Genomic DNA, 25,838 nt, shown 5'->3' on the forward strand with positions numbered 1-25,838 from the left:
AATCAAGAATCGTTCGATCGCACTTCCTCAAACTCTTCAGCATTCCCCGGCAAACCCGAACCCTCGCTACTCCTCAACCTGGGCGATTCCCCATTACTCGCACCGGCACCGTAACCCCCAGAATATCTGTCCTCCAAACCCGACTCCCTCAGCGCCAGCGCACTTCTTTGACTCGGCGACAATCTCTCTGTTGAACGGCGATTTGTCCCAGAAATCGGCGGCTTGCGAGTTAAAGTTTTCCAAGCAGCCTTAATCCCAGTCACCACGCTGCGAGTAGTTACCTGCACGTTTTGCGCCTGCTTTTTGGCGCTACCAATACTTCGATCGACCTGTTTGACAACCTCGCCCGCACTTTGCACTCCCTCGCTGACATCATCCGTTAACTCGCTAATTTCCAGCCCCGTCAACCGAATCGCCTCCAAAGTGGGCGGAAATTCGCGAGAAAGCGTGTCAGCGAGCTTTTCCACGCTGCGGGCTGCGCGTGCCAGCGCTTGCACCGCAGGTATTAAAGTCACTAAAACAGCAGTCAGGCTAACTGCCACTAGCAAAATCGAAAGTCCTAGCCAAAATATGGGATCACTCACTTGAATCTGGGATTGGGGGTTGAGAATTTCATGCCATTTAGCGGATGGGAGGGCGCGACGGGGGACTCACTTCAGGTTCAGCTTCCGACAGGGTTTGGCGTTCCCGCTGAGTCGCTTCTAAACCCGCTGCGATCGCCTCTTTGAGTCTAATCAAAGTTTCGTCCCAATTTCGGATTGCAGTTTCAGAAAGTCGATCGGCCTGCAACTGCACGCTAGTCGATAAATCTTCCGCCAACTCGGGCAAAGCATCGGCCGATTTTTTCAATATCTGCCGCGTCTCCTTGCCGGGTCGCGGTGCTATCAGCAAGCCAGTCACGGCCCCGATCGCAGAACCCACAAGCAAACCGCCAATAAAGAATCCTGAACGTTTAGTTGACATTTGTATAACTTCTCTCCATACACCAATTTTAGGGGCGTTTGCCCGATCGCAGCCCTTTACAAAGGTAGAAATATTGTTGAAAATCCTAGGGAGTCAGCACGGGCGGCAATTTTAGGATAGCTTACCTGAAAGGTCGATCGCGCCTGGACCAAAGCATCCGTCCCAAACCCAGCAATCCCAAAAGTTGCTGAACCTGTTGCAGTTGCAACTCTAGTTGTTGATAACGTAGTCGCAGTTGGTGGGTACCTTGCTGCCTTTTACCAAGGAAATCCGGCGACATAGTGAGGACATTGCTGCTACAGCGTTCGATTGCTGCGATCCGAAGTTCCAAACGTGCGATCGTCCGCCTGATTTTCCACACCTTCGCAGCTATATAAAAGCAAACCAGAGATATTAGTAAATTGATAATTACAACAGCAGTCAGCATTTATTACCTGTTTTAAAACTACTAACATATTCGGCTTTTTATGGCGGGCTAGAAGCCCGCCCCACCAGATATTTTGTAGGGACACAACAATGTTTTGTAATTATCTATGTGTCCCTATCCCTAAGCTGGGTCGATTTTCAAGCCTGAGACATAGCAGGCAAACAAACCTTAGTACCGCCCAAACCACAATAACCGTTCGGCTCTTTAGCAAGATACTGTTGATGATAGCTTTCTGCGTAATAAAACTCAGGAGCATCAATAATTTCAGTGGTAATCTTGCCGTAACCGGCCGCCGTCAAAGCCTGCTGGTAAGCATCTCGCGAAGCTTCAGCTAACTGCATTTGGCTGGCTGAATACGTGTAAATGCCCGATCGATACTGAGTACCCGAATCATTGCCCTGACGCATTCCTTGAGTAGGATTGTGACTTTCCCAAAAAACTTTGAGCAGCGTTTCGTAACTAATTACTTTGGGATCGAACACAACCAGAACTACTTCATTATGTCCCGTCATCCCGCTGCAAACTTCGTTGTAAGTAGGATTCGGAGTAATCCCGGCTGCGTAGCCAACAGCCGTCGAAAAAACTCCATTTTGCTGCCAAAATTTGCGTTCTGCTCCCCAAAAACAGCCCAGGCCAAACAACGCAGTCTCCATGCCGTTTGGAAAGGGAGGTTTGAGCGGATTGCCGTTAACAAAGTGAGTTGCCGGTACCGACATCGACTCTGCCCGTCCCGGTAATGCCTCTTGGGGAGAGGGCAGGCTCGACTTTTTGCCAAATCCAAATAGCACCATAAGTTTGTGAGGGGATCTCTGATAAACGTCTTTACCTTACTTAATAATATCAGATGTATACTGAAAATAGTGGCCCTCTTAAAGGTAGAAGGTAAAAACCAGAAGGCAGATTTTTTTTACGGAAGGTTTTTGGTGATACTGCTCACTGCCAACGCAGTTTTAAATCACATCATGCAGTGTTCTATGTCACCAAAATATACCTAAAATATCACCTATTGTTCAGGTATAAATCACGCGGATTTGAGGCAAAATAGCCGATTATTAAAGGTATGGTGTTGTAGTAGTTATTCAATACCATTTATTGGGAGTGTGTAGAAATGGCCGCTAAACCTTGCAGTCAACCTTTAAAATCTAATCCGTTTATTACTTATCGCGACCCACTTACAGGCAAGTGGATTGTGGTAAATCAGACTTTGCCCAAAGCAGTAGAACAAGTACAGCTAGCAGCAGCTTGAGTTCTCATATTAATTTTTGACCTAAAAATTAACCATTCTTTCAAACTTCAGGACTTACGCAAAAAGTTATTGGACGCGCTACTTATATTCGTAAGGTGCTTACCTAAGCACCTTACTTTGAAACATTTCTCATCTCTTTTTGCAGTTCCAAATACCGATAGAGATATTCCGAAATTATCCCGTGCAAAAACAAGTCGCGTGCCGCATTAAATGGACTGTTGGGCGCTAGCGGATGGCGGTTAACAATTACATGATTCCAGTCGCAATTTCCGGTAATCTCGCTGACGTACACTCCAAAGTTTTCATCTAACTGAAGCGACATCACTGCTCGAGCAAATTCGTCGCTAGTCAAACACAGAGAATAAAAGACTTTAAACAATTCGATCGCAGATTCTAAATCGAGAATGTTTAGCCATCTGCGTTTTTCAAAATCTATGGCAACTTCTACTGGTTGAATGCTATCATAATTTATTCCCCGTTTTTTGACGGCTTGCAACCAGTTAGGATTTGTCAGCATTGCCTGGTTGTAATCCCAGACAAAGTTATAGAGAATTAAGTCATGTTCGAGAAACGCATTGTCAGCTAAATCGCTAACTGTGCGAGGATAAAGCTTTGACTTTTCAATCTGGGTATCGGGGCCGTTGTCAATCAAGAAGTTGATAATGTTGGACCCGACGCAAATATGCCGGACAATTAAATAACAAGCTTCTGGCGAGACAAAGTTATTCAGGAAAAATGCAGCAGATTTGTGCATTAAAGTGTAAGCGCGAAATTGAAAGGGCAATAAGCGCTTTGTTATCATAATTACCGCCAGCAATACGTTAGCAATTACTTTGATTGGGATGAGCAAATAATTGCGAGTCCAGCTTTGCAAATCCCGTATCATGTAGGCTTTTGCTACTAAATCGACGGGAATCGACCGATCGCAAAATAGCACATCCCAAACATTCGGATCTCGGCGGTTGTAGGGTTTGGTAGCGTAAGGTATTTTTCGCTGATCTGGGAGATTTTCGGTATCTTGTTTTTGCAGCTTTTGCATTAGCGAATTTCCTCCAACTGCAGCAAATATAAACGAGCCGTGACGCGAGCAGTTTTGACAATGCGGCGGGCAATATCATCTGTCATCCATTCGGCATTAATCAAATTTTCCAGTTTAGCTAAATGCGACTCGTCATTAGCTCCGTGGTACGCTAAAAACGATACTTGTTCATCTTGTAAACCGAGAGTTTCTTGAATTTGTTTTGCCCACTTTCCCGCCAACTGATTTCCCAATCCTTCGATAATAAACATACTGCCAATTAAATCAACCGGATTTTCCCGCGATGCTTGGTGGAAGATAAAAGCTGATAGTGCTTCGCTGCCAATATTCTTATCATATTCCACAATTTTTGCCAATTCACCGCCCACAGAAACATAATTTTGTTCTAGCATTTGATAGTCGCGGTGTTCGTCTTGGGCATGGCCGATAAAAGTCGATCGCAGGCGAAAGTCACTCATGTTAGAAGCAGCGCGAGCAATCCAGCGAGCTCCCTCTACAACTTGTGGCCGGAGATTGCACAGCAAAGCTTGATAATCTTCTATTGTAAACTCTGCTCGGTACAATTTGCGGACAATAGGAACAGAACGAATTTCGCGATCGAACTTCAGCCAAATCCATGCTAACTCCCGCAACAAATAAGCTTGCGGAGAGTTGGGGTGTTCGGGTTTAACGCTTTCGAGAGGCGAAGCTTCGGGAACCTCGTGAAAGTTAGAAAATTGAGAACTCATAAGCTTATGGGTATTTTCCACAGCAGTTAACATCATATATGCCGTTGTAAAGCGCCCGCTTTCCGGGACAAAACAAAAGATTTTCTGTCCCGCCTGCAACTTGCCCGAATTGAACAATTCCTCTAACATCAAATAAATCGAGGCGCAACCTGTATTTCCCCGTGTGTATAAGTTGGTAAACCATTTTTCTTGAGGAATCATGCAGCCTGCTTGTTCCAGAAGTTCTACAATTTGCCCCCGGAAAAAGTGAGACGAATAGTGGCACAGCAGCCAGTCGATTTCCTGCGGACAAACTCTCCCGCCTTTAATCAACTGCAGCCAACCTTCAACGCCTAATTTCATTACATTGTCCAGCAAGCGAATATTTTGCCGCAAGTCAAAAGCTCCTGCTGTGGCTGCATCGAGGTAGGAGGAATAATCCAACCAGCTTTTAGTTGATGTTTCGTTGGCTAATCCTGAATACATACAAACAGGATAAGCATTGGCGTGAGAAACGAGTTCAATCCATTCTATTTTTAAACTAATTCCTGTTGCGCTAGGATGGTTTTGGAGCAAGAATGCTCCGGCACCGTCGGAGAGCATCCAGCGCAGAAATTCTGTATCGAAAGGCAGGGGTTTTCCCGTTTGCACTGAAGTCTCTGTTTCAAATTTGGTGTTTTTGAACAGGCGCGAGGGAAATTCGGAAGCGACGGCAATTGCTGTTTGTTTTTTGCCGAGTTCGATTTGAGAGGCGGCGTAATTTAAAGCACTAACTCCGGCACAGCAAACTCCTTGAGTTGACACTATTTCTAGGGGAGATAATTCGGAAAGTTCCCCATGTACTGTGCTGGCAAATCCCGGTACTAATAAATCTGGTAAAGTAGTAGCGCAGGCCAGTAAGTCGATAGCCCCTGGTGCCAAATTTGCCTGGGCGATCGCGTCACGGACGGCCAAAGCTGCCATTTGGCTGTTAGAATATAGTGTTTGCTGCTGTTTGTCGATCGCGTAGTAGCGCTGTTGAATGCCGTTACTGTTGAGAATTCGCTGCCTGACTCTCGAAGGGCGCGAGGCAACTTTACCGAGATATTCTTCCATCTCATCATTATTAATCGGTTCTCCCGGCAAAAATTTTCCCATCCGATTGATATAAGCACTGTACATGGGGTAAACCTCCAAAGTTGCTAATTTACTCAGGTTCGTTGCTTTGTTAAATCAAGCCATAAAATATCTAAAATTGATGGTGCTTTGTGAAGCAGTGAACTTGCAAGGAGGAAGCAGCTATCTTGTAGAGTCGCCAGAAATCAGGCAAGTTGAGCAACAGCGACAACAAGTTACCTGAAGCGGGGTGAAGTTTTATGTAATTGAGCCAATATGTAACTAGAGTTCCTTCGCAGCTTCCCGACTGAAATGGATATTGCAAAACTAGATACTTGGTATTCTTCTTCTCAACGCCGCACGGCTGTTTCGCTGTTGATGAAACGAGTAGGCGTAACTCGCACTAGGGCTGAATGCTTTATCAGGCTTTGGGTTTACTTATCGGTGAAACAGCTTCAGGAAAGCCAGCCCCGTCTCAAACCACCGCTGGCAAAACTGGAAGTGCCAGCAACAGAAGTGCAGTGCACTCACCGGGAAGCCGCCGAACTATTTTACTCCGATTCCGATCGCGGGAGCGATCGCGCCGCCGGAATGATGTTAGATAAATTAGCAGCACTCGGATTAATCGCAAAACACTTTGATGGTAACGCTACGGCAATTCAAATTCAACCAGTTTCAGAAATTTTAGAAACCGCCGAACCTCAAAAGCCAGTACAACTCCAATTAGATAACTTCAACCCTCGGTGCGACGCGATTCCCGTTGCCAATTTATTAGCCACCAATTACAACTGGATGAACCGCAACACTAACGCCGTTCCCCACAAAATTGCTAAAATTCTCCGCCTTTTTGCCAGTCAATACTCAAAGGGAATGCGAGTTTTACGCCGTTCAGATAATTTCAATCCAGTCGGATTTTACTTACTTTATCCCACAGCTAGCGAATCTGAAGTAAATTTTTTTAATGCTCCTAGTAAAGGGCTTCATTTAAGTTCTATTTCCGATATCGATCCTTTCAAGATGGCGCTACCAGGAGATATAAATTGCCAGTCAGTATTTGTCCGCAGTTGGATGATCGATCCGCAGTATTTGTCAGAATACCGCATTGCTTTTCTCGAAGACGCACAAAAAGTTTTAGGCGAAATGCAAACAGATTTTCCAAATCTTTGCGACTTGTACACGCTGATGATTCACCCCATGTACGAAAAACAGTCCCTGGCTTTGGGATTTCATAAGACTAGCAGTGATAGTCAGTTATCTGTTTACTGGATGTATCTAGCATTGGATAGATTTTTGGCATTAAATATCAAAGAAGCGTTGCTCAAACTGTAATAGACATCTGGTAAATAGCCAGTCAATGGCAGGCAGGATGCCTACACCACAAGAGTTATACTCGTTACCAGGCTCTGCCTCCAATTTTCGCAAGCAAGCGAGGCAGAGCCTCTCGACATCGGTTCCCAGGCATAGCCTGGGCAACCAGTTAATTGCCGAATCATCTTGTTGTCTATAAAACTTCCCGTGCCAAATAGGGTTGTAAGGCTTCCGGCACTTTTACAGTTCCGTCTGGCTGCTGGTAATTCTCCAAAATAGCCGCCATTGTCCGGCCCACAGCTAAACCGGAACCGTTAAGGGCGTGAACGAATTGAGTGCCTTTTTTACCAGCTTCTTTAAAGCGAATATTTGCCCGTCGCGCCTGAAAATCTGCGACGTTGGAACAACTGGAAATCTCGCGGTATTTGCCCGCAGATGGCAGCCACACCTCTAAATCGTAGGTTTTTGCCGCCGCGAAACCTAAGTCGCCCGTACACAGTGCGATCGCCCGATAAGGCAATTTCAACGCCTGCAAAACTCCCTCAGCATCCTGCACTAACTTTTCGTGTTCTGCCTCGGAGGTACTCGGATGCACGAGTTTTACCAATTCAACTTTATTAAATTGGTGCAATCGAATTAATCCCCTCGTATCTTTGCCGTAACTGCCAGCTTCGCGCCGAAAACAAGGAGTATAAGAACAGTGATAAATTGGCAACTGTTCGGCTGTCAAAATTTCACCTCTGTACAAATTGACAACCGGAACTTCCGAAGTAGGAATCAGCCACAAATCATCTTGGTCGCACTTGAAACTTTCTTCAGCAAATTTGGGTAATTGACCCGTAGCAGTCAGGGATTCAGTGTTAACTAAAAATGGGGGAATTACTTCTACATAACCTGCTTTTGTGTGGCGATCGAGCATGAATTGAATAATCGCTCTTTCCAGGGCTGCACCAGCTCCCATTAAGCTTACAAAGCGGGGCTGAGCAATTTTTACTGCCCGTTCAAAGTTGATAATTCCTAATTTTTCGCCGATTTCCCAGTGTGGCAAAATTCCCGTATTTTGGGGAATGTATTCGTCTCCCCAGCGCCGGATTTCGACGTTTTCTTCTTCATTTTTGCCGATCGGCGTTGAGGAACCCGGCAAGTTTGGCAGCGGTAGCAATAAAGCTTCTATTTGAGCTTTTAGCTCTTTTTCCTGTGCTTGCAATTCGTTCGACTCGGTGCCGACTGCGTTGCCTTCTGCCTGCAGTTCCTGAATTTCGGGAGATTCGAGGGGTAAACCCGATTTTCTTTTTTGACCGATGAGTTTGGCAATTTCGTTGCTGCGGGCTTGTAGTTGCGATCGCTTGCCTTCCAACTCCCGCTGCTGTTTGTCTAATTGCAAAATCGGCTCGATTTCATAGTTACCTCCGCGCAGGTTGAGGCTTTCTTGCACGGCTTGCGGGTTTTCTCGGATTAATTTGAGGTCTAGCACAGATTTATTCTAAATCTTAAATTTTAGAGCGGCTGGGACAGAACGAGATGATATAGCAGCTTTGTTAATCATTGGCATATTGAATCATAATTTATTCTGACTCAAAATCTTCGTTGGGTGTCACCCCTGGAGGGTGACACCCCACAAATGTATGTTATAGTTGCAAATATTAGTAGATGCACCCTGATAATTTTCTACCCCAGCCAGCGATGGTAGGGGTTTTTTGTTGTGTGGCATGGAATTGAAGCCTTGGATGCACTATCAGTCTAAAAAACCCGGTTTCTCGCGATTATCGTCTCAAATGAGGCAATTACGTCAAGAAACTGGGTTTTTGCGTCCTGGACTAGGTTACTAAAATATGTTTCGTGTTAAAAGTTAAAGCCAGTGCGAAGCAACCAAACCCATTGAGTGTCGTTGCGGCTGTCATTCTCAGGATTAACAACGGCCCAAACACCAGGGGTGATGGAAATGTTGTCGTTGACCTGAAAGCGATAGAAAGCTTCAATGTGATAGGAAGTATCTCGCTCGCGGCGCACATTACTGCTCGTCACGCGACCTGGCAAACCCACCAAAATCCCCGGTAGGTTGCCTTCACCTCCCACATCTGGGAAACTGATCCCGATCGCTGCATACACAACATCGGCGCGATCGTCCCCGTCAACATTTAGCAAAACCACGCCACCTCTACCATCAGAAACGCTGCTAACACCAGAATTTTCGGCATTGGCGCGAGTATAAACGCCCCAACCGTGAACTTGCAACCGAGGAGCAAGGCGGTAAAATCCTTGTACGCCTACAGAATCGCTGGAGGTAGCAATATTGTCCCCAAACGGTCGCGCAGCCAGAAAACTGCCCGTACCGCCGGTGAGGTCGGCTTTACCGCTTGGTGCAAAGGTTCGAGAATAGGCTACGCCAATTGCTCCGCGATCGCCCCGGTAGGCAAGCTGAACCAGAGCGTTGTACGAACCGTTGAATAAACCGTTACTTTGCTGCGAGAGGTTGGGATTGCCTGCGACATAGCCCACAGTCAGGGTGAGGTTTTTGACGATCGTCCAGTTGACAGCAGCACCGCCACCTCCCCGGCGGTAGAGGGGATTGTATTGTCCGAACTTCGAGGGAATTCCCTCACTATCGCTGGCGATCGTGGGAGGAGTCAGCAAATCCGTAATATCGGGATACCCGACACCTGTGGGGCCGACGGTCAGCGCCAGATTAGAGGTCAGCGGGGTGACATACAATACGTGAGGGACGGTGATTGTGTTATCGACATTGCCATCAAAGTTCAAGGCCGTCATATTTGTACCCGTCTCATCGGCAATCCTGCCCAAGTTGCCGAATTCCAAACGGGTTCTCAGCATATCGCGACCGGTGAAGCTGGTTTCAAAATTTAATCGCCCCCGGTTGGCAACAATAGTGTTGGTGCGATCGCGCGAATCCCCAACACTGTTGCCGGAGGTATCTGTTACCACCACGATAATTTCCGCATTCAGCTTCGTCGTAGTCGAGAACTGATTCGTTTCTAGTTCGGCTGTGCGTGCATTGAGAGCATCGACTCGACCCCGCAACACCGATAATTCAGTGGCAAATTCTGCTTGCAGCTTTTGGACGATCGCTAAATCTTCCGCAGTAATCGGGTTGGTTGTTCCTGCGGCAATTAGTTCGCTGACTCGATCGAGACAGCTATTCAATCCTGCGGCAAATTCGTACCGCGTCAGCGCCCGGTTTCCTCTGTAAGTTCCATCGGGATAACCGACAATGCAGCCGTAGCGTTCAACTAAAGATTGCAGCGCCTGAAACGCCCAGTCAGTGGGTTTTACATCCGAGAGTTGAGAGACAGAATTCACCTGCGCGAAGGGTTTTTCTGTCAAGGTATTTAACGGTTCAGGAGCAACTAATCTATCAATTGGGGCCGCCAAACTTGGGGATGATGTTAGTAGAAATACACCAGGTGTTCCGAGTATAAAAGCAGTAATCAGGTGAAAAAAATGCTGGATGTGCATAGGACAAAGCTCCGCATAAGGAACCGATCGCCAGAATGAGCAATACAGCCACCTTCTAGACTGTTAGGACGTTCTTAATAGCTGTAACCCTTGGTATTATTGCATTTGCCTTTTTCCTTCTTCCTTCCCCCCAAGGGGGGCAGGGGACTTCTTCCTTCTTCCTTCTTCCTTCTTCCTTCTTCCTTCTTCCTTCTTCCTTCTTCTATACCTTTACGCTGCGCTTGAACCGGTGCGAACTTTGTCAATCGTCACGGCGATAATTATCACCAGACCTTTGACAACTAACTGCCAGAAGAAAGACACATTCATGAGAGTTAGTCCATTGTTGAGCAGGGCAATAATTAAAGCCCCCAGCAAAGTACCCCAAATAGTGCCAATTCCACCTGTGAAACTGGTTCCTCCCAAAATTACAGCAGCGATCGCATCTAATTCGTAGCCTTGCCCCAACATTCCCGTCGCACTGTAGAGGCGCGACGCGCTCATAATTCCACCTAAACCAGAAAGCAACCCACTCACGCCATAGACAAATAACAGCACGCGACTCACCTTAATACCTGTCAATCGTGCTGCCCGAATGTTGCCTCCCACGGCGTAAATATGCCTCCCTAGAACAGTCCGTCTCAAGACAAACCAACTCGCTAAAACTGCTAGAAAAGCGATAATAACCAACCAGGGAATTGGCCCGACATAATTGTTACCTACCCAAGCGAAATTCAAATTTCTATTGATAACTGTAGTGCCGTTAGCTACTAAATAAGCAACTCCCCGCAAAGCTGTGTAAGAACCCAGGGTTACGATGAACGGAGGCAAACCTAAATAGGCAACTAGGGAGCCGTTAAGCAATCCCAAAAAGACTCCGGCTATTAACGCCGCCGGTACGGCAAACCAACCCAGACCTGGGACTAAGGAAACCAGTACCCCGACTACGGCAGTCACACCCAAAATTGAGCCGACAGAAAGATCAATCCCGCCCGTCAAAATCACAAAAGTCATGCCGGTAGCTAGGACAATATTGATCGATGCTTGCCGGATGACATTGATCAAATTTCCTACGGAAAGAAAGTTGGGCGTTACCAGGGAAAAAATTATACAGATGCCAACCAAAATCGGCAGGATACCGGCCACTTGGATAAAATTTCTCCAAGCTTGAGATTTACTGGCTTTTTGGCGATCGCTCCCTGAACTTCTGCTGGTTTTTGTTTGCGTTTGACTCATGATTTTACTACCTCTTTTGCACCAGTGGCATAAGCCATAATGTTTTCTTGCGTAATCTTTTCCCCAGTCGATCCGCCTACTTCACCGACAAGGCTTCCTGCGCGCATCACTAAGACGCGATCGCTCATTCCCACAATTTCAGGCAGTTCGCTGGAAATCATCAAAATAGCTACACCTTTGGCTGCCAAATCGCTAATAATTCGATAAATTTCGCTTTTTGCGCCAATGTCCACACCTCGCGTCGGTTCATCTAGCAAAAGTACCTTTGGGTTGATAGCCAACCAACGCGCTAGCAGCAACTTCTGCTGATTTCCCCCAGAAAGATCCATTGCCCTGATGCTCGGACTTGCAAGGCGAATCTGCAAATTATTAATAGCATCATTGACAACTTTTAACAGAAAATTTGAGTTAATAATGCCAGCTTTTGTTTCTCGATCGAGGACATTCATGGTAATATTCTCACCCGAACTAGCCTCTAAAAATAGTCCGAGAGCTTTGCGATCTTCTGGCACGTAAGCAATTCCTGCGGCCATTGCTTCATTGGGTGTCGAGACATTGAGAGGGCGACCTTCCAGTTTTATTTCACCACTTACCTTCCGATCTGCACCAAAAATTAGGCGAGCAAGTTCTGTTCTGCCAGCGCCAACTAAACCCGCCAAACCCAGAATTTCGCCCGCATGAAGTTGAAAACTGGCCGGCTTTACTTTGTGGCCGTCGCTTAAATTTGTTACCTCAAGAACTACTGCACCCGGTGTTATTTGATGCTTGTGTTCGTACAAATCCTGTAAAGAACGACCTACCATCATTTCCACCAGGCGTTCGGCAGAAATTTCGTGCTTTTCAAGAGAGCCAATATACCCGCCATCTCGGATGACGCTCACGCGATCGGCAAGGGCATAAATTTCTGCCATCCGGTGGCTGATATAAATAATAGCAATCCCCTCATTCCGCAAGCGGCGAACCACTTCAAAAAGCTTATCTGTTTCGCGGTCTGAAAGCGCGGCGGTCGGCTCGTCCATCACTAAAATTCGGCTTTTATCTTTGAGCGCCCTAGCTATTTCCACTTGCTGCTGTTCGGCAATTGAAAGTGTCGAAACCAGGTCTCCAGCCTCAAAATTTGCATCGAGGTTTTTTAATACCTCAGCGGCCCTACGCCGCATTTCATCTTGGTCTAAAAATGTACCTCCTTTCTTCAGCTCGCTGCCCATAAAAATGTTTTCAGCAACTGTCAGATTGGGGGCGAGATTGAGTTCTTGATAAATAATCGCTATCCCTAAATCTCTGGCTTGACCGGGGTCTGTCATCTTAACAGCTTGACCGTCTATTCTGATTTCACCTGCATCGGCTATGTAGGCTCCCGCCAGAATTTTCATCAGTGTACTTTTGCCCGCGCCGTTTTCCCCCATGAGGGCGTGGACTTCGCCTGGGTAAACGGTGATATTTACATCGTGCAAGGCTACAAAACCGTTAAAGGTTTTTTTAATACCTTGCATTTCCAGGACGGGCTTAGTTTTAATTGAAGGTTGAGTGCTATTTACCATCGTAAATACCGTAAGAAAATCTGCTGGACTATTAAACTTAGATCCCCCCTAGCCCCCCTTAACAAGGGGGGGAGAAGATTCTTCTCAAAGTCCCCCTTCTTAAGGGGGATTTAGGGGGATCTAGACTCGGGAAAAAACGGGATTCCTCAAGGGTTTTAGTCTTAACTTGACACGAAGAAGGTCACTCACTTGTCCAGCCTTTATGTTGATTGACGTTTTCGCGAGTAATCAGCGCGACTGGAATCAGAATGTTTGGATTGGCTGGCTTTTTTCCTTTCAGAATGTCGTTCCCGACTTCAACGGCTTTGGCTGCCATGCGAAATGGATCTTGAGCTGCTGTAGCCACAAAGAGACTGTTGTTCTGCTTGAGCGCATCTAAAGCTTCAGGTGCACCATCAACTCCCACAATGAAAAACTCGCTTCTTTGTGCTTGTTTGGCTGCTAATTCTGCACCGATGGCACAGGGGTCATTAATTGCAAAAACAGCATCAATTTTTGGGAAGGAAGTAAGCAAATCGCTCATGACTCTCAATCCGCCATCGCGGCTGCCTTCAGCGTTCTGATCTTTGGAAAGAACCTTGAGATCGGGATATTTGGAGAGCACACTCTGGCAACCCTGAACTCGCTCGACCACTGAAGCGACGGGAGGCCCGTTGATAATCACAACGCTGCCTTTTCCTTTCAAGCGATCGGCTATATATTGACAGCTTACTTCGCCAGCTTGCACGTTATTTGAAGTAACTGTGGCATCAACGCCTCCCTCGGCAGCGGTATCAACTGCAATTATCGGAATTCCGGCTTGCTTGGCTTTTTCGACAGCGGGTGCAATGCCTTTGGTGTCCGCAGCATTGAGTACAATCATGCTGACATTAGAGGCAATAAAGTTTTCGATTTGATTAAATTGCTGATTTAAATCGTCGCCGCTGGAAACGAGAGTTGTCCTCACGTTTGGACCGCCGATTTTCTTGGCTGCGGCCTCAGCACCTTTGCCAACTTGTACGAAGAATGGATTGCCGAGGTCACGGACTGCTACAGCAACTGATGAAAGTTCGGAGTTGCTTGGTTGTGTGCTGTTTTGAGCGTTCTGGGAAGCTGCGGTGCAACTTGCCAGAGTGCTGCTGAGTAGACTAAAAAGACTGAGTGCGATCGTTACTCGTTTCACCTCAAACTCCAATGAAGGCTCGTTTGGAGAGAGTCGCTCGTAAATATGACGTTGCCAACCTAACATTAGCTTTGTTAGGTTTAAGCTCAAATACCTAATGTTTTAGGTGACAGGCTTTTCTTCGTACATGATTGTACCAAACCTTGTTTCTTTTCTTCTCGTAAAACTTTCTGGCTCGGCTCGTTAGACTGCTTTTGCAAACAGACAAGATACAAATATCCAGTCTCTGTCCTCCCTGCAAAAAAAATCAACGATGCTTGATTTTTTTTAAATGCTTTATGAGCATTAAATTTTGCAGTGGTTGAGAAAATTTTAGGAGAATATTTTCGACAAAATTTTTCAGAAATTGTTTTTAAAACCTGGCAGAGTCATATTGAATTTAACTCTCTATGTTTGCTGATGATAACAGTTCAATACTGGCTCGATATCTATCTTTGGATAGACAAAACTTTTAGCAAAAACTAATGATGGGAGAGCCTCAATCGACACCGATATGCTGCTCCGCAGTCTGGTCGGATGCACCGCACCAACTCAATAAATCTTAAATTTTGGTTGGGGTAGGATATTGTAAAAAATCATTAAGTTTACAGTCAATTACGGTAGATTATAGTAAACTGCAAACAAAGTTTCGCACTCACCCATGCCACCCGTTAAAAAGCCATAGTAAAAAAGCAGATTGTCGCTCAAAACCAACGGTGAGAGTGGGCGAGTCTAATATTTGTCTGTAAAACCTGCAATTACAGTCATCATGACATGGTTTAAAAGCTCTGGACAATGGCGATCGCCCGGATTGGCAAAATCACTATACTGCAATAATTGTCTGCGCTGTCAATGGGTAAATCTGAGATGCGATCGACAAATTACGTGTTCTGTTTCCTAGAAATATTTGCCAGCGAAGGTGGCATTCAATCCTACGTTAAAGACATTTTTAAAGCTTACCTGTCCATAACCGCAGGGACAAACTCGCCGCAAGCTGAAGTTTTGCTGCTGCGAGATTCCCCACACTGCAACAATGCTTACGAGTCAAGAAATCTGAAATTTTATTACCTCAAAACCCAGAATCCCGGCTTAGGTCGTCTTAAGTTTGCTACACTATTACTAACTCGCTTGCTGCAAAAACGACCGCAGCGGGTTTTTTGCGGTCACATCAAACTCGCACCGCTAATTCAAATTCTGTGCCAACCCTTGGGAATTCCCTACACAATCTTAACTTACGGCAAGGAAGTGTGGGAACCGCTTGGGCCCAAATATCAAACAGCAATGAGTAAAGCTGACAGTATTTGGACTATTAGCAGGTACACGCGCGATTCCCTACGGGATAGCTTCGCCGCGCGTACTTGCGAAATTAACAACTTAAATCCCGAAAAATTCCAAATAGTGCCTTGTACTGTAGATGAAAATATATTTACCACTGGGCCCAAGCCACAGGATTTATTAGAGCAGTACAATCTGGTTGATGCTAAAATATTGATGACTGTAGCCAGATTGCGATCGACGGATATTTACAAAGGCGTCGATGTCACAATTCAAGCTTTACCACAAATAGCAAAAACGTTTCCCAATGTGAAATACTTAGTTATTGGACGCGGAGACGATCGCTCTAGATTAGCGAAACTCGCTGATGATTTGGGAGTTACCGAAAGAGTAATATTTGCCGGTTTTGTACCGACAGAAAATTTACCAGCACATTACCAGTTGGCCGATGCTTATGTAATGCCCTCCCAGGAAGGGTTCGGTATAGTTTATTTGGAAGCGCTGGCTTGCGGAGTACCCGTACTTGCGGGGGACGCGGACGGGTCTGCCGATCCGCTGCAAGATGGTAAACTGGGATGGCGAGTTCCTCACCGAGATTCAGCAGCAGTAGCGCTTGCTTGTGTGGAAATGCTGCGAGGAGAGGATAAAAGGTGCGATCGCCACTGGTTGAGGGAACAAACCCTCGCAAGATTTAGTTTTGAATCCCTTTGTCAATCCTTACTAGGAATTTTTAAACCCTCTGACTCAGATAAGCTTATGCCGTAGAGAGCGGTTTCTGGGTGTACAATGGGAAAATTAACTCGATCGACCGCCTGAATTTCTGAGTAGGATAGAGTTATGCCTACCTGCAAAGACACCCAAGGAGACCACCGTGAACCAAGGCAGCCCCAAAATATCTTTCAAGCTACCCCGTATTAGTAATTGGCTGATACTGCTGGGCATCGCGTGTTTGTTGGTGTCTATTGGTTTGGGTTGGATAGTTAAATCAGTGTTGATTGTAGTAGCTTTTTTGTTGCTGACACCTGTGGTCGCATTTTTCGCGCTTCAGTGGTGGCTGAAACGCAATTTAATTGAAGATAAGTGTCCAGTTTGTCAATACGAATTTACAGCTTTAAATCAAACTCAGTTTCAGTGTGCCAACTGCGGCGAACCTCTGCAAATAGAGGAAGGTCATTTTAGTCGCTTGACACCGCCCGGTACGATCGATGTTACCGCAGTAGAAGTATCATCGGTTCAACAGTTAGAAGATTAACCATTGGGAATTGGGAATCGGGAATTGGGAATTGGGAATTGGGAATCGGGCATGGGGCATCGGCCATCGGGCATAAGTTATTTGTTGGTTGTTATTTGCTATTTGCTATTTGTTACCTGTTGGTTGTTATTTGTTACTGGTTGGTTCTAATAACCAATGCCCGATGCCCAATGCGCGATGCCCGATGCCCGATTCCCAAAATTACTTTTCTAAGCGCACTGCATACCACTGCAAAAATTTTCCAGGCCCGACATCTAATTCACAATAAGTATCAATCAAATACTTCGCTTGAGCTTCCACGCCAGATATTTTATGCAAGTCCTGCGGCAAATCTTCGTGTTCCTCAGTTAACACGGCTTTCAGCTTTTCTAACAGTTCCGCCGCAGTCAAAAACTGCTCTGGCTGGTTTGTTTCTAACACCACAAAGGTGTCTTCGTCATACAGTGACATAGTTTCAAAGGTTGAGGTTAATTATTTCTAAAGTTTCGTACACTTAAGCAAACCAAAGTATAAACTCTTAATTACAATTTTTCAGGCCCGGCTCGATCGTGTTACAATTGAACAACATCAGAATTCCTACCGGATTACCGTTATTAACTTACTTGTTAACTGACTTGTTAACCGAGTTGTCAACATATCCGACACAGCATTTCTGAGGAGATTTGTCAAGTGCAAATTTGTCAAGTGTCAAATTGTCAAGAAATATTCGATCGGCTGTATCTAATTATAACTGGCACTATACATTCCCATGATCACATCTTCCACTTCAACCCCAGTTGCGCGCAAGCCCTCTAAATCAGAAGGTCTCAAAGAACGCAGCAATTATTTACGAGAACCCGTTGCGACTGAACTGTTACAAGAAACTACCCACTTCACCGAAGAGGGGCTTCAGATTCTCAAATTTCATGGCTCGTACCAGCAAGACAACCGCGACAATCGAGTTAAAGGACAAGAAAAAGACTATCAGTTCATGCTCCGCACCCGCAATCCCGGCGGGTTCACTCCGCCGCAATTATACCTAGCCTTAGACAAGCTATCTGAAGAATACGGCAACCACACACTCCGCGTCACAACGCGCCAAGGTTTCCAACTTCACGGCGTGTTGAAAAAAAATCTTAAAGCAGTGTTTTCCTCAATTATTAAAAATATGGGGTCAACCTTGGGAGCTTGCGGCGACTTGAACCGCAACATCATGGCACCTCCAGCACCGTACAAAAATCGCCCAGAATACAAGTATGCGCTGCAATACGCTAACAATGTCGCCGATTTGCTGACACCGCAAACCGGTGCTTATTATGAACTTTGGTTGGATGGCGAAAAAGCTGTTTCGGCTGAGGAAGACCCCGCAGTGAAGGCCGCGAGACAGAAAAACGCCAACGGCACAATCTTTAGCGACGACAAAGAAGAACCGATTTACGGCAGCCATTATATGCCGCGCAAGTTCAAGTGTTCCGTTACCGTGCCGGGAGACAATTCAATAGACTTGTACTCTCAGGATTTGAGCTTAGTGGTAATTACCAATAAAGCTGGCGAGTTGCAAGGTTTTGACGTGTTTGCTGGCGGCGGTTTGGGCCGTACTCACAACAAAGAAGAGACTTTTGCGCGGGTGGCGGACGAGATTTGCTATGTTGCCAAGGATGATGTTTACGATTTGGTCAAGGCAATTGTAGCAACCCAAAGAGATTTTGGCGATCGCACAGACAGACGGCACGCGCGACTAAAGTACCTGATTAACGACAAAGGCGTACAGTGGTTCCGCGAAAAAGTAGCCGAATATTTTGGCAAGCCGCTAGAAGCCTTTAAACCGCTGCCTGAGTGGAAGTATTTTGATTTCTTGGGCTGGCATGAACAAGGAGACGGTAAACTGTTTGTCGGCATTTCTGTGGATAATGGCCGGATTAAGGATGAAGGTTCATTTCAGCTAAAAACAGCTTTGCGGGAAATTGTGCAGAAGTACAACTTGCCGATACTGGCGACGCCACACCAAAACGTGCTGATTTACGATATTTCGCCGGATATTAAAGAAGAAATTCAGGGAATACTCGATCGATGCGGCATTCAGCGGGAAACTGCGATCGACCCCTTGGTGCGCTATGGGATGGCGTGTCCGGCAATGCCGACTTGCGGGCTGGCGATTACCGAGTCTGAGCGCGTGATGCCGAGTATTTTAGAGCGGATTCGGGCACTTTTGACCAAAGTGGGCTTGGAAGACGAGCATTTAGTGGTGCGGATGACTGGTTGCCCAAATGGATGCGCCCGCCCTTATATGGCAGAATTGGGGTTTGTCGGGAGTTCGCCGGAATCCTACCAGGTTTGGCTGGGCGGTTCTCCCGACCAAACGCGGCTGGCAAAACCAATTGAGGAAAAGCTGCACGTCAAGGATTTTGAAGCTTTTCTGGAGCCAATTTTTGTTTATTTCAAGCAAAAACGGCAACTGAGCGAGAGTTTTGGCAATTTTTGCGATCGCGTCGGGTTAGAATCTATCCGTCAATTTGTAACCAACTACCAATCTGCTGACTCGATGACAACTGAGATTAATGAATTAGAAGTTACGTCTAGTAACGGCGATGAAAACGAGACTGCCACTGCTGGCGGTGGCAAAGTCCGCCGTCGAATTAGCGTCCGCGATGAAATTTACAACGAGCTCAAGGAAGAAGCAGCCCGTCAGGGCAAGCCAATCACGCAGCTAGCTACAGAAGCCATTTCCACTTATTTAAAGAAGATTAAGGAGGAAGGATAAGCCGATTTTCGATTTTCAATTTGTGATTTTCGATTGTATTCAATAGACTTCTGGCAAAAGTAATATAAAGGCAGAGCATTTGCAAAAAAAAACTTGAATTTGTAAAATAATTCGGGTTGTAGATGCTTTGCCTTTATTGTTTTTTGAACAGTTGAAACCCCGCCTGCCTATCTCCTCTCATTCTCTCTTCCTCTGCGTTCTCTGCGTTCTCTGCGGTTAAATAAAAAAAATCTCTAATAGAAAACTAACAATCCCAAATTCAATGCCTCAATTACAAAGATTAGCAATTACTGCCGCTCAAATTTGCGATCGCCAAATCGACTTAACTAGAGAACAGCAGCATTATTTAAATCGAGTGCTACGTTTGCAAGCGGGCGATCGATTTATTGCGATGGACGGTCGAGGGCATTGGTGGTTAGCAGTCCTAGAAGTACGGGAAACCGGGCTATTTGCCTTGATAGTCGAGGAGATTGCTGTGAACAGGGAGCTACCCGTGGAAGTGACTTTGATGGCGGCATTGCCCAAAGGAAACGGCTTTGACGAGGTTGTGAGACAAGCCACGGAGTTGGGTGTGGTAAGTATTGTGCCGGTGACGAGCGATCGAACTTTGCTCAAACCAAGCGATCAAAAAGTTGAGCGGTGGAGAAGAATTGCTGCGGAGGCGGCGGAACAGTCGGAACGTCAAATTGTGCCGACGATTTTAGAGCCTGTTTCGTTTGATGTTGCTGTCAAAGATTGCGGTCAAAAATATCGATTTATTTGTGTTGCTCGCGGGGAAAATCGGCATTTGTGGGATTGTTTGATTGGTTTAGAACCCCCCCAGCCCCCCTTGGTAAGGGGGGAGCAAGAAATAGAACCCCCCCAGCCCTTGGTAAGGGGGGAGCAAGAATTAGAACCCGCCCAGCCCACCTTTGTAGGGGCGGTGCCCCCGTGCCCGCCCCCTAGGGGAGAATTATCGATTGTGATAGCTATTGGCCCGGAGGGTGGATGGACTGAGGGTGAGGTGGAAAGGGCGCTCGAATTTGATTTTGAGCCTGTTTCTTTGGGGAGTAGAATTTTAAGAGCGGTGACAGCTCCGATTGTGGCTTTATCTTTAGTTGGAGCGGCCTTTGAGAAGTGCTAATATCCACCAAGCTGATCGGAGACTTGATGGGTTTGGCGATCGCAGCTAAAATGTAAATAGATAATTATCAGAGGAGTAATATGTTACAGTCAGTAGAGGGGATATACCGAAATGGCAAAATTGAGTTATTGGAAATGCCCGCCGACATAGAAGAAGCGCAAGTTATTGTTACTTTCATGCCAAAAGTAGGGTTAGTAAACTTGCAATCTCGCGGTATCAACCAGGAACAAGCAGCAGATTTACGGGTTCGGTTGAGTAGATTTGCTCCTGATTGGGAACTACCGGAGATGGATGCTTACGATGCCTTATAGTCGCGGTGATGTGGTTTTGGTTTTGTTCCCCAGTTCGGATTTGCGTACTGCCAAACGCCGTCCAGCTTTGATAGTTCAAGCTAATAATCTGGGGACTGGTTTAGGGCAAACAATTACGGCAATGATTACTAGCAACTTAGCCCGTTCAGGACACCCAAGCCGGGTTTTTGTTTCCCTAGCAACACCGGAAGGGCAGCAAACGGGATTGCTAGCTGACTCGGTAATTATGACAGACAATCTTGTGACGCTTCTAGAAGTTGAAATCGATCGCAAAATTGGTATTTTGTCGGATATGGTGGCAGTAGATGCAGCACTCAAGCACACTTTGGGAATCTGATAAAAAAAGGCGTTTTTATTCAGTGAATATAAAAAAATACTTAAATTAATCAAATCCACTCTGTCTCGTGTTAAGAGGAATTATCAGATAAATGGGTTGACGAGTCATGAAAATAGAGTTGAGGAAAAGTCGCTGGCCCTTTTGGTCGATCGCACTTTTGGCAAATTTCGGTACAACATCAGTTTCTGCACAATCTCCGAGCTTTCCCATTGCTCAACAGATTAATTGCGATCGCCCCCAAGGAGATGCACAAGTCAGAACTTGTATTCGGTTGAAGTATGAGGCCTCGGATCAACGACTGAACGAGGTTTACAAACAACTGATGTCGCAATTGAGCGAAGAAGAGCGATCGCTACTTTCCGAAGCACAATTAGGGTGGATTCAGTTAAGAGATAAAACCTGTGAATTTGAAGTTTATAAAAGTCGTGGTGGTAGCGGTTATGGAGGTTTCCTCACTGAATGTTTGGATCGGATGACGAAACAGCGCACTGCGGAACTAGAACAGTATGTAAAACAGAGATAAAATAGGAAGTACAGCGTACAAAACCTGACAACCATAAAGAGAAACAAGTATTTATGAAAAGCCGATCGACCTTCACCCTCACCCTCACCGTCATCTCAGCAATTTTAACCACCATCGTACCAGCAGTTTTGGCCCAGCAACAGCCATCAGCCAACCCAATCTACATCGATAAAAATTGCCAGCGCAACCAGCAATTACCGCAACTTGAAAGATTCACTATCTTTAGCAGAAACGAATTTACAACTAACGGTCAAAACTATTGGTTCTACGCCGCCCGCTATCAAGATGGAGGCGTACTTCTCTGTATATCGAAACCAAATTTTAATCAACCAAAACCTATAAATGAACAAAAAATACAAGCCAATTTTATTGACAAAATAGTCCGAGATATCAACAACAAAACAGCTTTTATCATCGTAGTCAGAGAAGGAAATGGCCCTGAAGCACCCGTGACCAATTACGGCTTAGAATTGAGCAATGTCGATCGCCCCAAACTCACCTCCCTTTCCATCCTACAGCAGCGGGGAACCCTCAAAGACGGCGGCCCCAGCGAACACACCTTTCAAGGACGGGCAGGTCAATCTATTACGATCGACCTTAAAAGCAGAGCATTCGACCACAACATAACACTGTTCGACACCAGCGGCAAAAATATTGCCCAAACAACAGGTAACTCCCAGAATCGCCGAGAGTCTCAACTCACCATAAAATTGCCTAGTAACGGCACTTATAAAATAGTTTTTAAAGGAAGCGATCGCACAAGCAAAGGTACTTACACATTAAGCGTTAATTCCAATCAGCTTTAACTCAATTTAAACTAAGTGCTAAGCAAACTCAAAAACAGGTGTTTCAATCACCCTAATAGGCTTTCTATCTTCCCAAATCATCTTCTGCAAATGTTCCACAGTTTCAGGTGAAAAAAAACGCTCTCCCGTTTCCACACACACTCTAGCAGGAACGTTTTCAATAATAATAAACTTACCATTGATTTCCAGGGTATAACTTACTTTTTCTTGCACCATTGTTTCTTGCCAAACATTATTGTTCATTTTGATTTATCCTTAACTTAAAATCAATCCAAATTTTCGGATCTGGTTCGTATACAGTAATGATTTTTACCAAAGGACGAGATGGATAACTGCACTGAACGTGCAAAGGTCTATTGGCAATGGTCAAACCGAAAATTAAACAGCTTGGGCCATATTTGTCATCGGGATACTCTTCGATAACTTCACCAGCCATTATTGCTTCCCGGAGTTCTTGTACCCTGATACGGCGAACTATGCTTTGGTTTACTGCGTGTTGTGAAAGCTCAAAATCATTTTTGACAATTTTGACACGTATTTTTTCAATGATTGTCATAGTTTCATATCATATCTATAAGTTAACACAACAGCAAAAATTTTTAACCAGTGGCGGAACCAACCAAACATCAGCCAAGATAGAAACAACGCCATTCCCACAATCGCCATGACAGACATCAACCAAATAGCCGCCGCCCTAGAGGGTAAAGACTACAAACAAGCTGCCCAACTCATCAAACAACTACAAAAAGAATCCCCCGAAAGTCCGTGGGTGCAATACTATATCGCCCGCTACTACGAACTCACCAACAACCTCGAAAAAGCCCAAACAACCTATAAACAAATACTCCGCGACATCACCAACCCCAAAATTGTCTCCCAGACCCGCCAAGCTATTCAACGGATTGAAATCGCACAACAAAACCTCCGCCAAAAAGCCATAGAAACTGCCAAAAACGACCCCAGCAACCTCGAACCTGGACTCCTCATCCTCGAACCCGTGAGTCCCGAAAACAAACCCGCCGCCATTCAAAATATCAGCAGAATCTTTAAAATCGACGCCTACACAACCCGGATGCAAATCCAAAGCCGCGGCTGGAGACTCTACAAAACTGGCCCCATCGCCGAACTCCGAATTTATGGTCAAGAACTCCTCAACGCAGGCATTCCCGTATTTTGGGCAACCCTAAGCAATCTTCAAAAAATCCAAATCTTCCGAGTGCAACACTTCCAGTCTCTCTCTTCCCCAGCCGTTGTTTGCAAAGATAAATTTGATCGACTCGGTGCGATCGAATTTAGCTGGTCAGAAGTTACCCAGAGAGTAGAAGGTTTGTTGCCGATGTTCATCGAAGTCATGGACTACTCGCCCAACCGAAGAAAGGATCAATTTCGCCACAGAGAAATCAGGCAAGATTACGCTCAAATCTGTGACTTGCACATTCCCAGCAGAAACTGCATTCTGCGAATTTGCGACCAAAGTTACGAATTTCAACAAGGAGTTGACTTCACCAAAGCTTCTGCCGAACTTCCCACTTCACCGAACCCGAAAAACAAAATATCCAGAGTCAAAAACTCTCAACAAATGCCTCAAAGTACCACCCGAATTAACTGGAATAACTTACTGGAAATATTCGATCGCCAGATTGACGTTACAGTTTGGTCAGAATTTACGCCCTTTGCCGAGACCGTGCTCGATTACACTAATATGTTGAGCAAGATAGAATCCCATATAGAAGTCGAGCGGAAATCCGAAACTCCTTGGGACTCAGCTTTTCAGCTATACAGCGGATTAGCCTTCCTCAGAAACCAAGAAAATAGGGAATAGAACCAAGAGTTAAAATTAAAAATGAGTAATACCATTTTTAAAATTTTTAACGCCCGCATTGGGAATTATCCAATGCCCAATTCCCTATTATCAATTCCCAATTTTCTACTTCGTTTTTACCTGACGAGCCATTTCCCGGAAATTGTTCATGCTAGGGCCGGGGGTGCGACGACTTGCTGTTGGTGTCGGCATTAAATTATTAGGAGCAAAAGTCCCATTCGATTCAGCTTTACTCGGCACTTTGCCGTTAGTTGCTGCCGCTGCCGATACCTTCGCGGGTGCTGCATTATTAGCAGGAACGCTAGCGACTGGTTCGTTTTCTTTCTGCGACTTTTTCTCTACCTTAGCCTTTTTAGCTGGTTCAGACTTCTCAGACTTAACAGACTCAACTTTTGCCGGTGCGATCGCAACAGGCTCAGCTTTCGCAGGCGCAACTTTTGCTGGTTCCTTCGCTCCCGATTCGCCCAAATCTAGGAAATATTCAGACTTTTTCAAGCCCAACAGTCTGGCAAAAAAGCCGAAAATACCGCCGAAGAAATTTTTGATAAAACCAAACATTAGACTTACTCCTTTTGTTCTTTTAGAGAAATTTGTACAAGCTTGTCAACAAAGTTAGATTACGAGCTAGGGCAACCTTTGTCTACATTTCTTAATCAAAATTTACATTTTGCTGTATTTAAGCTACCTCATCAAAGCAAATTTTAAGTATAAATACTAGCCCTGCTTTGCACTTATTTACAAGTATGTCAGAATTTGTTAGCGATTCCCACTAATTGTCGATCGTACCTCGATCCGATTCGCTAGCTGTCCTAGTACGGGTAAAACTGCCTAGGGGAGTGATTTATGCTGTAATCAGCCAGCAATTTTCTTTTCAAATGAACAGTTCGCTCGATCGCAATCCCGTCATCCTCCTACACGGCATCTGGGACACAAAGCTTATTTTCAACACAATGTCCGCCCGCCTCACCCAACTCGGATGGTCAGTCCACAGCCTCAACCTCACCCCCAACGACGGCAGCCTCGGGCTCGACTTACTGGCCAAGCAACTCGCAGACTACATCTCTGAAACCTTCGATCCAGAACAGCCTTTAGACATAGTAGGCTACAGCATGGGCGGCATCGTCAGTCGCTACTACGTCCAGCGACTCGGAGGAATCAACCGCGTACAGCGTTTCATCACCCTATCATCCCCTCACCACGGCACCATCACCGCCTATTCCCTACGCCTACCAGGATACCTGGATATGCGCCCCGATAGTGGCTTGCTGCGCGATTTGAATCAAGATGTGACAATGCTCAAACGCATAAATTTTACATCAATGTGGACGCCATTTGACATCATGATTGTACCGGCGAACAGCTCCCAAATGCCAGTAGGTAAAGAAGTTAAAGTCAACGTTTTGCTGCACCGCCAAATGGTGACAGAACCCCTAAGTATTAACGCATTAGTTGAAGAACTCAAAGCACCTATAGAAAATAAAATTCCCACTTAA

General features: G+C 45.6%; 28 protein-coding genes. 12 read left to right on the top strand and 16 right to left on the bottom strand.

What is annotated here, in order from left to right; all coding sequences use genetic code 11:
• Nucleotides 1-2: 2 nt before the first annotated feature.
• The 4 genes from QT979_RS14205 to msrA all read right to left on the bottom strand — a co-directional run bounded on the left by QT979_RS14205 (nt 3) and on the right by msrA (nt 2,181).
• Nucleotides 3-584, bottom strand: coding sequence for a DUF948 domain-containing protein (locus tag QT979_RS14205; RefSeq protein ID WP_333229358.1), 582 nt, complete (start codon nt 582-584; stop codon nt 3-5).
• 37 nt (nt 585-621) lie between these two features.
• A complete protein-coding gene (locus QT979_RS14210; protein WP_333229356.1) occupies nt 622-963 on the bottom strand; it encodes a YtxH domain-containing protein in 342 nt (113 codons plus the stop codon).
• 121 nt (nt 964-1,084) lie between these two features.
• Nucleotides 1,085-1,390, bottom strand: coding sequence for a hypothetical protein (locus QT979_RS14215; RefSeq protein WP_333158109.1), 306 nt, complete (start codon nt 1,388-1,390; stop codon nt 1,085-1,087).
• 137 nt (nt 1,391-1,527) lie between these two features.
• Nucleotides 1,528-2,181, bottom strand: a complete 654-nt coding sequence (gene msrA, locus QT979_RS14220) for a peptide-methionine (S)-S-oxide reductase MsrA (protein WP_333229354.1) — start codon at nt 2,179-2,181, stop codon at nt 1,528-1,530.
• Nucleotides 2,182-2,498: 317 nt separating this feature from the next.
• Here msrA and QT979_RS14225 point away from each other — a divergent pair, with 317 nt between their 5' ends.
• Nucleotides 2,499-2,636, top strand: a complete 138-nt coding sequence (locus tag QT979_RS14225) for a hypothetical protein (RefSeq protein ID WP_333229352.1) — start codon at nt 2,499-2,501, stop codon at nt 2,634-2,636.
• A gap of 112 nt (nt 2,637-2,748) precedes the next feature.
• Here QT979_RS14225 and QT979_RS14230 read toward each other — a convergent pair whose 3' ends face one another.
• A complete protein-coding gene (locus tag QT979_RS14230) occupies nt 2,749-3,675 on the bottom strand; it encodes a DUF6999 family protein (RefSeq protein ID WP_333229350.1) in 927 nt (308 codons plus the stop codon).
• On the bottom strand, nt 3,675-5,543 hold the full coding sequence (locus QT979_RS14235; RefSeq protein WP_333310662.1) for a 3-oxoacyl-[acyl-carrier-protein] synthase III C-terminal domain-containing protein: 1,869 nt from the start codon (nt 5,541-5,543) through the stop codon (nt 3,675-3,677). Before QT979_RS14235 ends, QT979_RS14230 begins: the two co-directional genes overlap by 1 nt.
• Nucleotides 5,544-5,789: 246 nt before the next feature.
• On the opposite strand from QT979_RS14235, the gene QT979_RS14240 reads away from it, so the two are divergent.
• Complete coding sequence (locus QT979_RS14240; RefSeq protein WP_333310664.1) at nt 5,790-6,806, top strand: hypothetical protein; 1,017 nt, start codon at nt 5,790-5,792, stop codon at nt 6,804-6,806.
• Nucleotides 6,807-6,978: 172 nt separating this feature from the next.
• On the opposite strand, the gene serS is transcribed toward QT979_RS14240, so the two are convergent.
• The 6 genes from serS to QT979_RS14270 all read right to left on the bottom strand — a co-directional run bounded on the left by serS (nt 6,979) and on the right by QT979_RS14270 (nt 14,243).
• Nucleotides 6,979-8,259, bottom strand: coding sequence for a serine--tRNA ligase (gene serS, locus QT979_RS14245; RefSeq protein ID WP_333310666.1), 1,281 nt, complete (start codon nt 8,257-8,259; stop codon nt 6,979-6,981).
• A 368-nt stretch (nt 8,260-8,627) separates the two neighbouring features.
• Nucleotides 8,628-10,259 carry an iron uptake porin gene (locus tag QT979_RS14250; protein WP_333310668.1) on the bottom strand — a complete coding sequence of 544 codons (1,632 nt, stop codon included), beginning with the start codon at nt 10,257-10,259 and terminating at the stop codon, nt 8,628-8,630.
• Nucleotides 10,260-10,333: 74 nt separating this feature from the next.
• On the bottom strand, nt 10,334-10,504 hold the full coding sequence (locus tag QT979_RS14255; protein WP_333310669.1) for a hypothetical protein: 171 nt from the start codon (nt 10,502-10,504) through the stop codon (nt 10,334-10,336).
• On the bottom strand, nt 10,470-11,474 hold the full coding sequence (locus QT979_RS14260) for an ABC transporter permease subunit (RefSeq protein WP_333210503.1): 1,005 nt from the start codon (nt 11,472-11,474) through the stop codon (nt 10,470-10,472). The genes QT979_RS14255 and QT979_RS14260 overlap by 35 nt, the downstream gene beginning before the upstream one ends.
• A complete protein-coding gene (locus QT979_RS14265) occupies nt 11,471-13,015 on the bottom strand; it encodes a sugar ABC transporter ATP-binding protein (protein ID WP_333310671.1) in 1,545 nt (514 codons plus the stop codon). The genes QT979_RS14260 and QT979_RS14265 overlap by 4 nt, the downstream gene beginning before the upstream one ends.
• A gap of 181 nt (nt 13,016-13,196) precedes the next feature.
• Nucleotides 13,197-14,243, bottom strand: coding sequence for an ABC transporter substrate-binding protein (locus QT979_RS14270; RefSeq protein WP_333310672.1), 1,047 nt, complete (start codon nt 14,241-14,243; stop codon nt 13,197-13,199).
• Nucleotides 14,244-15,008: 765 nt separating this feature from the next.
• Here QT979_RS14270 and QT979_RS14275 point away from each other — a divergent pair.
• Nucleotides 15,009-16,196, top strand: a complete 1,188-nt coding sequence (locus QT979_RS14275; RefSeq protein ID WP_333210497.1) for a glycosyltransferase family 4 protein — start codon at nt 15,009-15,011, stop codon at nt 16,194-16,196.
• A 106-nt stretch (nt 16,197-16,302) separates the two neighbouring features.
• Entirely contained in the window at nt 16,303-16,683 is a 381-nt protein-coding gene (locus tag QT979_RS14280) for a hypothetical protein (protein WP_333210495.1), read from the top strand.
• 201 nt (nt 16,684-16,884) lie between these two features.
• Here QT979_RS14280 and QT979_RS14285 read toward each other — a convergent pair whose 3' ends face one another.
• Complete coding sequence (locus QT979_RS14285; RefSeq protein ID WP_333210493.1) at nt 16,885-17,133, bottom strand: chlororespiratory reduction protein 7; 249 nt, start codon at nt 17,131-17,133, stop codon at nt 16,885-16,887.
• Between the two features lie 298 nt (nt 17,134-17,431).
• Between QT979_RS14285 and sir the strand changes: the two genes are divergently transcribed.
• The 6 genes from sir (at nt 17,432) to QT979_RS14315 (ending at nt 22,523) form a co-directional block, all read left to right on the top strand.
• Nucleotides 17,432-19,423 carry a sulfite reductase, ferredoxin dependent gene (sir, locus tag QT979_RS14290; protein WP_333310675.1) on the top strand — a complete coding sequence of 664 codons (1,992 nt, stop codon included), beginning with the start codon at nt 17,432-17,434 and terminating at the stop codon, nt 19,421-19,423.
• A gap of 262 nt (nt 19,424-19,685) precedes the next feature.
• Complete coding sequence (locus QT979_RS14295; RefSeq protein ID WP_333310677.1) at nt 19,686-20,546, top strand: RsmE family RNA methyltransferase; 861 nt, start codon at nt 19,686-19,688, stop codon at nt 20,544-20,546.
• Nucleotides 20,547-20,626: 80 nt separating this feature from the next.
• Nucleotides 20,627-20,857, top strand: a complete 231-nt coding sequence (locus QT979_RS14300; protein ID WP_333147873.1) for a hypothetical protein — start codon at nt 20,627-20,629, stop codon at nt 20,855-20,857.
• The gene (locus QT979_RS14305) at nt 20,847-21,194 is read left to right on the top strand and encodes a type II toxin-antitoxin system PemK/MazF family toxin (protein ID WP_333210487.1); all 348 of its coding nucleotides are present in this window, start codon (nt 20,847-20,849) and stop codon (nt 21,192-21,194) included. The genes QT979_RS14300 and QT979_RS14305 overlap by 11 nt, the downstream gene beginning before the upstream one ends.
• A gap of 106 nt (nt 21,195-21,300) precedes the next feature.
• Complete coding sequence (locus tag QT979_RS14310; RefSeq protein WP_333310679.1) at nt 21,301-21,717, top strand: lysozyme inhibitor LprI family protein; 417 nt, start codon at nt 21,301-21,303, stop codon at nt 21,715-21,717.
• A gap of 53 nt (nt 21,718-21,770) precedes the next feature.
• Nucleotides 21,771-22,523, top strand: coding sequence for a PPC domain-containing protein (locus QT979_RS14315; protein ID WP_333210484.1), 753 nt, complete (start codon nt 21,771-21,773; stop codon nt 22,521-22,523).
• Between the two features lie 18 nt (nt 22,524-22,541).
• Here QT979_RS14315 and QT979_RS14320 read toward each other — a convergent pair whose 3' ends face one another.
• Nucleotides 22,542-22,766 (bottom strand): YgiT-type zinc finger protein, encoded by a 225-nt coding sequence (locus tag QT979_RS14320; RefSeq protein WP_333210482.1) that lies wholly within the window; start codon nt 22,764-22,766, stop codon nt 22,542-22,544.
• Nucleotides 22,756-23,079 carry a DUF4258 domain-containing protein gene (locus QT979_RS14325; protein WP_333210481.1) on the bottom strand — a complete coding sequence of 108 codons (324 nt, stop codon included), beginning with the start codon at nt 23,077-23,079 and terminating at the stop codon, nt 22,756-22,758. The genes QT979_RS14320 and QT979_RS14325 overlap by 11 nt, the downstream gene beginning before the upstream one ends.
• Before the next feature lie 108 nt (nt 23,080-23,187).
• Here QT979_RS14325 and QT979_RS14330 point away from each other — a divergent pair, with 108 nt between their 5' ends.
• The gene (locus tag QT979_RS14330; protein WP_333310681.1) at nt 23,188-24,345 is read left to right on the top strand and encodes a tetratricopeptide repeat protein; all 1,158 of its coding nucleotides are present in this window, start codon (nt 23,188-23,190) and stop codon (nt 24,343-24,345) included.
• 105 nt (nt 24,346-24,450) lie between these two features.
• Here QT979_RS14330 and QT979_RS14335 read toward each other — a convergent pair whose 3' ends face one another.
• A complete protein-coding gene (locus QT979_RS14335; protein ID WP_333310683.1) occupies nt 24,451-24,903 on the bottom strand; it encodes a hypothetical protein in 453 nt (150 codons plus the stop codon).
• Nucleotides 24,904-25,220: 317 nt separating this feature from the next.
• Here QT979_RS14335 and QT979_RS14340 point away from each other — a divergent pair, with 317 nt between their 5' ends.
• Complete coding sequence (locus QT979_RS14340; protein ID WP_333210475.1) at nt 25,221-25,838, top strand: triacylglycerol lipase; 618 nt, start codon at nt 25,221-25,223, stop codon at nt 25,836-25,838.

Source organism: Microcoleus sp. w2-18bC1 (assembly GCF_036700365.1).
Lineage (GTDB): Bacteria > Cyanobacteriota > Cyanobacteriia > Cyanobacteriales > Microcoleaceae > Microcoleus.